8 protein-coding genes and 1 pseudogene are annotated in these 7,310 nt (G+C 66.4%); 5 read left to right on the top strand and 4 right to left on the bottom strand.

What is annotated here, in order from left to right:
- Positions 1-116: 116 nt before the first annotated feature.
- Positions 117-1,226, top strand: a pseudogene (locus IE206_RS39160) (IS630 family transposase).
- Positions 1,227-1,321: 95 nt separating this feature from the next.
- Here the strand turns inward: IE206_RS39160 and IE206_RS39155 are convergent.
- Both IE206_RS39155 and IE206_RS39150 read right to left on the bottom strand, forming a co-directional pair.
- Positions 1,322-1,681 carry a nuclear transport factor 2 family protein gene (locus tag IE206_RS39155; protein WP_189970997.1) on the bottom strand — a complete coding sequence of 120 codons (360 nt, stop codon included), beginning with the start codon at positions 1,679-1,681 and terminating at the stop codon, positions 1,322-1,324.
- 25 nt (positions 1,682-1,706) lie between these two features.
- Complete coding sequence (locus IE206_RS39150; RefSeq protein WP_189970995.1) at positions 1,707-2,492, bottom strand: SDR family oxidoreductase; 786 nt, start codon at positions 2,490-2,492, stop codon at positions 1,707-1,709.
- Between the two features lie 111 nt (positions 2,493-2,603).
- Between IE206_RS39150 and IE206_RS39145 the strand changes: the two genes are divergently transcribed.
- Entirely contained in the window at positions 2,604-3,110 is a 507-nt protein-coding gene (locus IE206_RS39145; RefSeq protein WP_189970993.1) for a winged helix-turn-helix transcriptional regulator, read from the top strand.
- Positions 3,111-3,422: 312 nt separating this feature from the next.
- Here IE206_RS39145 and IE206_RS39140 read toward each other — a convergent pair whose 3' ends face one another.
- On the bottom strand, positions 3,423-3,869 hold the full coding sequence (locus IE206_RS39140) for a cupin domain-containing protein (RefSeq protein WP_189970991.1): 447 nt from the start codon (positions 3,867-3,869) through the stop codon (positions 3,423-3,425).
- A 382-nt stretch (positions 3,870-4,251) separates the two neighbouring features.
- Here IE206_RS39140 and IE206_RS42950 point away from each other — a divergent pair, with 382 nt between their 5' ends.
- Together IE206_RS42950 and IE206_RS42945 are read left to right on the top strand one after the other, a co-directional pair.
- Complete coding sequence (locus IE206_RS42950; RefSeq protein WP_229853359.1) at positions 4,252-4,656, top strand: hypothetical protein; 405 nt, start codon at positions 4,252-4,254, stop codon at positions 4,654-4,656.
- Between the two features lie 74 nt (positions 4,657-4,730).
- Entirely contained in the window at positions 4,731-4,877 is a 147-nt protein-coding gene (locus IE206_RS42945; protein ID WP_229853358.1) for a hypothetical protein, read from the top strand.
- 266 nt (positions 4,878-5,143) lie between these two features.
- Here IE206_RS42945 and IE206_RS39130 read toward each other — a convergent pair whose 3' ends face one another.
- A complete protein-coding gene (locus IE206_RS39130) occupies positions 5,144-5,740 on the bottom strand; it encodes a TetR/AcrR family transcriptional regulator (RefSeq protein ID WP_189970989.1) in 597 nt (198 codons plus the stop codon).
- Positions 5,741-5,806: 66 nt separating this feature from the next.
- On the opposite strand from IE206_RS39130, the gene IE206_RS39125 reads away from it, so the two are divergent.
- Positions 5,807-6,682 (top strand): SDR family oxidoreductase, encoded by an 876-nt coding sequence (locus tag IE206_RS39125; protein WP_229853357.1) that lies wholly within the window; start codon positions 5,807-5,809, stop codon positions 6,680-6,682.
- The last annotated feature ends 628 nt before the right edge of the window (positions 6,683-7,310 follow it).

Genomic DNA, 7,310 nt, shown 5'->3' with positions numbered 1-7,310 from the left:
ACCCGCTGGAGCGACAACCGCTCTGTATGGGCTGTTGAGAACGAATTAGGTTCGCCGGTTTGGTGAGCGTGACGGTTGGATGTGCGGTGACGTTCGATCCGACCGCTGGAGGTGCAGTGGCCGAGCCTGTCCGTGTGCGCAGACTGACCGATCAGGAGGGGCAGAAACTGCAGCAGATTGTGCGTCGTGGCAGCACCAACTCGGTGCGCTATCGGCGCGTGATGTTGTTGTTGGCCTCGGCCGGCGGGAATCGGGTGCCGGTGATCGCCCAGCTGGTGCAGGCCGACGAGGACACCGTGCGCGATGTGATCCACCGGTTCAACGAGATCGGCCTGGCCTGCTTGGACCCTCGGTGGGCGGGAGGCCGTCCCCGCCTGCTCAGTCGTGATGACGAGGACTTCGTCGTCCGGACGGTCACCACCCGCCCCACCAAGCTCGGCCAGCCTTTCACCCGCTGGTCGCTGTGCAAGCTCGTCGCCTACCTGAGGAAGGTCCACGGCCGAGCGATCTGCCTCTGCCGTGAGGCATTACGCGGCCTGCTCGCCCGCCGCAGTGTCACCTTCCAGCGCACCAAGACGTGGAAGGAATCCCCCGACCCGGACCGCGAGGCGAAGCTGGACCGGATCGAGGACGTCCTTGGCCGCTTCCCGGACCGGGTGTTCGCCTTCGATGAGTTCGGCCCGCTCGGGATCCGGCCCACTGCCGGCTCGGGCTGGGCCGAGCGGAAACACCCTGACCGGCTGCCCGCCACCTACCACCGCACGCACGGCGTGCGCTATTTCCACGACTGCTACTCGGTCGGCGACGACACCCTGTGGGGCGCCAACCGCCGCAGGAAGGGCGCCACCAATACGCTGGCCGCGCTGAAGTCGATCCGTGCCGCCCGGCCCGACGGTGCCTCGATCTACGTGATCCTGGACAATCTGTCCGCCCATAAAGGCACTGGCATCAGCTGCTGAGCGAAGAAGCACAAGGTCGAGCTGTGCTTCACCCCGACCTACGCCTCCTGGGCGAACCCGATCGAGGCCCACTTCGACCCGCTGCGGCAGTTCACCATCGCCAACTCCAATCACCCCAACGACACCGTTCAGACCCGGGCCCTGCACGCCTGCCTCCGGTGGCGCAACGCCAACGCTCGCCACCGCGACGTCCTGGCCGCCGAACGCAAGGAACGCGCCCGCATCCGCAGCGAGAAAGGTATCCGCTGGGGCGGACGGCCCCTGTGATTGGCGGCCTGACCCGGCAGGAAGGTGAGTCGCCGAGATTGAGGGGCGAGCGGGGCTTCTCGCCTGAGGCGGCAACGGGTGGTGCCGGCAGGGACTCAGGGTTCGATGACGAGGCGTTCGATGAGGCCGTCGCGGAGTGTGAACTGGTAGCGCAGATCGATGGTCCCGCCGGGGAAGTTGCCTTCGAGGTGGTGGGTGGCGATGTAGTGGGTTGCGTCGGTCTGCTGGGCGCCAGTGAGGTGGATGGTGTAGGTGAATTCGGCAGCCGATCGGTCGAGCCACTTCCCGATCGCCTCGATGCCCTCGTAGGTGTTGCCGTCGTCGATCACTGTGGCTTCGCGGGTGAACGCCGTGATTGCGGTGGCAATGTCGTGGGCGCGGTGCGCTGTCAGATAGCGGGTGATCACCTCGGGCAGGGCGTCCGGGCTGCTGGTTCGGGGCTGGTTGTCGTGCATGACGCTCCTTGGGGTGGTGGCGGGTTCAGACGGTGGGGGTGGTGCCGCCGTCGATGACGTGTTCGGCGCCGACGATGGCCGAGGCGCGGTCGGAGACGAGGAAGGCGACGAGCTCGGCGACTTCCTCGGGCCGGTCGGGACGGCCGAGTGGGATGCCGCCCAGGGAGTCCATGAGCCGGCCCAGCGCCGCTTCCTGCGTGATGTCTGCTTCGTGGGCGATCCGGGCGACGAGGTTGTCGGCGGCCGAGGTCTGCACGAAACCGGGCGAGACGGTGTTGACGCGGATGCCGTGCGGGGCGACCTCGTTGGCCAGGCCCTTGCTGTAGGTGGTCAGGGCGGCCTTGGCGGCCGCGTAGGCCAGGGTTCCGTTCCACAGCGGCATGCGGCGCTGGATCGAGGTGACATGCACGATTACGCCCTTACCTGTGGCGATCATGTGCGGCAGGAGTGCGCGGTCCAGGCGGACGGCGGCCAGCAGGTTCGTGTTCAGCTCCCTGGCCCAGTCGTCCTCGCCGAGCGCGGCGAACCCTCCGGCCGGCGCCTCGGACCCGCCGAGGCTGTTGACCAGGATGTCGACGCCTCCCACGCGGGCGTCCACCTCGGCGGCCACGTGGGCTGCGCCCTGGGCGCTGGACAGGTCGGCGGGGATGAACGCCTTCTCCTCGACGTCGTCGGGGCGGCTGCGGGCCGTGACCAGCACGGTCGCGCCGGCCTGGGCGAGGCGTCGGGCGATGGCGGCTCCGGTGCCCTTGGTACCGCCGGTGACCAGAGCGCGTCGGCCTTCGAGGGATTCGCTGATGGATGTGGTCACGGTGTGCTCCGTTCCCGGGTGCGGGCGCAGAAGGCAGCACCGCTCCCGTCATTACTGCTAAAATAGAAGCCACTAACTTCGACTTTAGCAGTAACCGAGGGGATGGTCACCATGGCAAGCCGGATCAGGCTGGAGGACCGGGAGTGCCCACTGTCCACGACGGTGGAACACGTAGGCGAGTGGTGGACGCTGCTGATCCTCCACGACGCTTTCGACGGCTACACGCGCTTCGACCAGTTCCAGGAGAGCCTGGGCATCTCCTCCAGCATGCTCACCACCCGGCTGAAAACCCTCGTCGCCGACGGACTACTGCAGCGCCGGCCCTACCAGACCAACCCCGTACGCCACGAGTACGTCCTCACCGAACTCGGGCGCTCCCTGCGGCCGGTGATCGTCGCCCTGGCCGCGTGGGGCAACTCCCGCCTCACACCGGCCGAACGCAGCATGATCCTCATCGACACGCACAGCGGCGAAGAAGTCGAGCCCGTCGTCGTCGACGCCAAGACCGGCCGCCGGCTCGACGACAGCGACACCTACGTCTTCACCGCGGGTCCCGCAGCCAGCGACGCCATGCGCCACCGATATGCGACACGACCGAACGCCCCCGCGGCGTCGTAGGGCTGCTCCGAACCAGCACGTAACAGCCTTGAGCAGGGCCGGGACACACCCTCCTATCTCATCGACCAGGCAACACCGGATCGCCGTCAATATCACGCATGCCAATCATCCCGGGCCGTTGATAACCAGATCAAGTGAGGCGAGGGGCAACGTCGTTCGTCTTCTCAAGAATCGCCATCATGGGCTGCGCCCCCGGAGCCCATCCGAGCCGGAGGGAGTCATCAGCGCGACCCAACCCGGTGAACCATCCTGGTCACAGCACTAGTCGGACGCTGGCCCTGAATTTCCCTCGGCACCGCGAGGGGAAGGCGCCTACCCCGCTGCTGCACAGCAGCAGCGGTAGCAATAAAACATATGGGCACCATTCGGGCCCACCGTGAATGAATAGCGCTCTCCCTTCGGGACGAACATCCAGTCGCCGTCACTGAGCTCCTGTCCATTGTAGTTAATGGAACCGCTGGTGATGATGCGAATCCCGTCGCCCTCCTCGTGGCTATGCTCTGGCGCAACAGCGTTCGGCTCTGCAATAGTAAAGAACGCCAGAGAAGGACCATCCAGGTGGATGGGCAGCTGCCACTTGCGAAAGCCCGATGGCACAGCCTTGGTCTCTAGAGGCTTGCGCGCCTGGAGGACCTTGGGATCGCGTGAAGTGACGATTCGGCGGGTATCCAGAGACAGCTCAGCGATCACTCTCTGGATCCGCTCCAGACCTTCATCGAATGTGGCCTCGTTCGGTTTGAATCCGACATTCTCAGCCATTTATCGGTATCCTCTCTATCTGAGTGCGACTATTTGCTTTTAACCGCCCTCTCGCGCCGGCATACATCCGGATGTTCGCCGTCACTCAAATGCTTCAACGGGGTAATCGGCCGCCTGGTCTCTTCTGCAAGCCCGGCGAACACCAGCTCCGCTCGGTCTGCTTCTGTACGACCGCAACAGGCGGCAGTTGCCGCCATGCAGCCGGAAGCAGCTGCAACATGCCAGCGTCTCGCAGTCAGCCGCCCGGCATCGAGCGCCACCCTGCGGGACGCGGGACCACCGCCAAAGCAGCCCCACAGCTCGTACGGGACCAGCCGCTCAAGTAGCTCTTCCATGACCACTCAACGCCCACCCGCATGTTGCCAGTCGACAGGGGGAAATCATGGGTGCCAAGTCCTGGTGGAACCAGACCGACAGCCGGTCGCGGGAGGCAGCTCTGAGCCTGGCTGTTCTGCTGGTCGGCGTCTTCGGAGCGCTACTTCCGGTCCTCGGGGTGGCCGGTCTGACAGATCCGATGGACACCTGCGAGGTTGAGGCTGAGACGGCGACCCGCGTGCCGGACACTGTGAGCCACGCGGTGACGGGCCACGGTATGACCCTCACTGGCACCCACCAGGCGGATCTCGTCTTCGCCAACCCCGTCCTGGGTCAGCGTCTGCTGCTCGCCCTGCCGGAGATCGTCGGCAGCCTGCTCCTGCTCCTGCTCCTCATCCTGGCCCTCCTTGTCAAGATGGCCCGGGCCCTGCGCGGCGGCGACGTCTTCGTGCCCGTGACGCCCGATGCCTGAGCGTCATAGGACTCGCGGTTCTGGTCCAGGCCCCGCTCGCCCCGGTCCTTCTGGCGCTCACCACAGAAATACTGGTGAGCGATACCCCCATGGCCGAACAGGTCCCGTTCTCGGTCACCTTCACCGGCGAGTACGTACTCCTGGCCATCCTCATCCTGGCGCTGGGAGAAGTCTTCCGGCGCGGAACGAAGCTGCACGCCGATACCGAGGGGTTGGTCTGATGCCACCAGAAGAGGAGCACCGGGTCCAGGTCCACCTGAGCCCGGCGACCTGCTCAGCATCCGCAAAGACTGACCCTTCACGGAAGACGTGAACAGCCAGGTCTCGATCCGTCGCGCACATCGCCAGCCGGACCACTGTCAGTGGCCAGTTCACATTCCCCACCGGCGGCCACCTAACGGGGAGTCACCTAGCCGCAGCTCCGTCACCTTCCGTGACCACTGGATCGGGGTCAAAATCGGAGGGAAACCATGGCTTGCTCCGCCTGTCACTGCAGTTCGCTGAATGCCTCGTCGGCGTCGGCTACGGCCTCAGGGTGAACGTCGCTGGCGGTTCGACCGTCAGCGATCTTCTGCCAGTTGGCCCGGGCAAGCACCCGCTGTATCGCGAGCACCTGAGCGGCTTGCACGTGTGCCTGGATGCCTTCGCCGAGGGCGTCCGCCAGGGCCTCTTCGTCCTCAAGCTGGTACCGCGTGAGTCGTCCCGCCAGGCTCGGTGTGGAGAACACCAGCCGGTGGAAGGCCACCACCTGTGGGTGGTCGTTGAGGCCGGTGACGGGGTCGTAGCGGTCGAGGGCGGCCTGGAAGTGCCGGCGCAGCGCTGCCACCGGCTCGATGCCGGACTCGCGGCCACGTACGACGCGGGCCGCCTCGCCCTGATGGTCCGCGAACCGGTGCAGTACCAGGTCTTCCTTGGTCGGGAAGTACCGGAAAAGGGTCGGCTTGGAGATCTCGGCGGCCGCGGCGATCTCATTGACCGAGACGCGGTCGAAGCCGTGCTCCAGGAACAGCGATACGGCCGCGTCGGCGATGGCTTCGCGTGTCCGCTCCTTCTTGCGGGCCCGCAGACCCGTCGGCTCGCTCATCTGACCACCGTAACAACAATCATTACCAGGTTGCTTTTTTAACCGAGTAACGTTTTCATGGGTGGCATGAGTCAGACAGACAGTCCCCCCGTGCTCGTGACCGGGGCGACGGGCCGGATCGGCCGCGCCGTCATCGACCAACTCCTCGACGCGGGCGTGCCGGTCCGCGCCCTCACCCGTCGTCCGGAGGCAGCTGCGACACTGCCGGCGAACGTTGAGGTCTTCACCGGCGACCTCACCGCGCCCGACTCGCTCGACCCGGCATTGAAGGGCGCCGGCGCGGTCCTCCTCGTCTGGACCGCTCCGCCCCAGACCGCCGCCCAAGTCGTGGCGCACCTGGCAGCCCAAGTGCGGCGGGTCGTCTTCCTCTCCTCCCCGCACCAGACACCACACCCCTTCTTCCAGCAGCCCAATCCCATGGCGGACCTACACGCCGGCATCGAGCGACTCATCGCGGCCACCGGACTCGAGTCAACGATCATCCGGCCGGGGATGCTCGCATCGAACTCACTTGCCTGGTGGGCGCCCGCAATCCGCGCGAGCGAAGTCGTCCGTTGGCCGTACGGCGCCGCCCAGACGGCACCCGTCGACGACCGCGACGTCGCAGCCGTCGCAGCACAGACGCTCCATCAGGACGGATACACAGGGGACTACGTCCTGACAGGACCCGAATCGCTGACCCAGGCCGCGCAGGTGGGCCTCATCGGCGACGCCCTGGGGCGCAGGATCACATTCGAGGAAATGACACCGGACGAGTTCCGCAACCTGTCGCAGGGCACGGCACCCAACTCGGTCATCGACATGCTGCTCGCCGCGTGGAGCGCGGCGGTCGGACAGCCCGCCTACGTCACCACGGCGGTGCGCGACATCCTCGGGACTGCGCCGCGAACGTTTCGCCAGTGGGCCGCCGACCATGCCAGCGCGTTCACGAAGGATTCGTAAGTTCGTCGACGCGACCTACGTCCCGGACCTCCGCCTCGGCGGCATGCCGGGCGCGTGGGCACGGGAAGCTCGTACCGACAGGAAGCGACACGCCCCGAACCAGCAACCGAGCCCCCGCAGCTGGCGTCACGGTCTATGACAGAACTTCCCCGTGTGCCACTTCAACTGGCCGTCAGTGGGGACCGGCAACTGGCCGTACTCGGAGAAAAGATCTTGGCCGCTGACACGCGGGCCAGCCGGTCAACTGCTGTCGGAGGATGGCCTTTCCGCCGCGACGTACAGCGCGTGCTCCTGGCCCGCAGTGCGATCCAGGCCGAACCAGTCGAGCATCTCCCGTACGACGTGCCAACGCCTCTTCGCCAGTCAGAGGTGAGGCGCCGGCAGTCAGCGACGTGCCCGGTGGAGGCGCCTCCAGTACTGGCCTATGGCGTCCGGGCCGACTCTCCAAGAGGTGCTCGCATGTTCGGGCTCCCGCCGCGAACTCGGCGCCGGTACGTGCCGTCATCGCCCGGAAGAACGCCCGACCATCCGGGGACTGACTGCTGGTCGTCCAGCGATACCCGGGTCCGTCCAAGAGCGCCCTGTCGACGAGGCGTGTGCCGAGACCTTGCCGCTGCACTTCCGGGGA

This window comes from Streptomyces violascens (assembly GCF_014649955.1).
GTDB classification, from domain to species: domain Bacteria; phylum Actinomycetota; class Actinomycetes; order Streptomycetales; family Streptomycetaceae; genus Streptomyces; species Streptomyces violascens.
This window is presented reverse-complemented; position numbering and strand designations above follow the sequence as displayed.

Bases quoted from the DNA above. Each gene is read 5' to 3' on its own strand.
- IE206_RS39155 (WP_189970997.1), bottom strand. From the start codon at position 1,681: ATGCACGACAACCAGCCCCGAACCAGCAGCCCGGACGCCCTGCCCGAG.
- IE206_RS39145 (WP_189970993.1), top strand. From the start codon at position 2,604: ATGGCAAGCCGGATCAGGCTGGAGGACCGGGAGTGCCCACTGTCCACG.
- IE206_RS39140 (WP_189970991.1), bottom strand. From the start codon at position 3,869: ATGGCTGAGAATGTCGGATTCAAACCGAACGAGGCCACATTCGATGAA.
- IE206_RS42950 (WP_229853359.1), top strand. From the start codon at position 4,252: ATGGGTGCCAAGTCCTGGTGGAACCAGACCGACAGCCGGTCGCGGGAG.
- IE206_RS39130 (WP_189970989.1), bottom strand. From the start codon at position 5,740: ATGAGCGAGCCGACGGGTCTGCGGGCCCGCAAGAAGGAGCGGACACGC.
- IE206_RS39125 (WP_229853357.1), top strand. From the start codon at position 5,807: ATGAGTCAGACAGACAGTCCCCCCGTGCTCGTGACCGGGGCGACGGGC.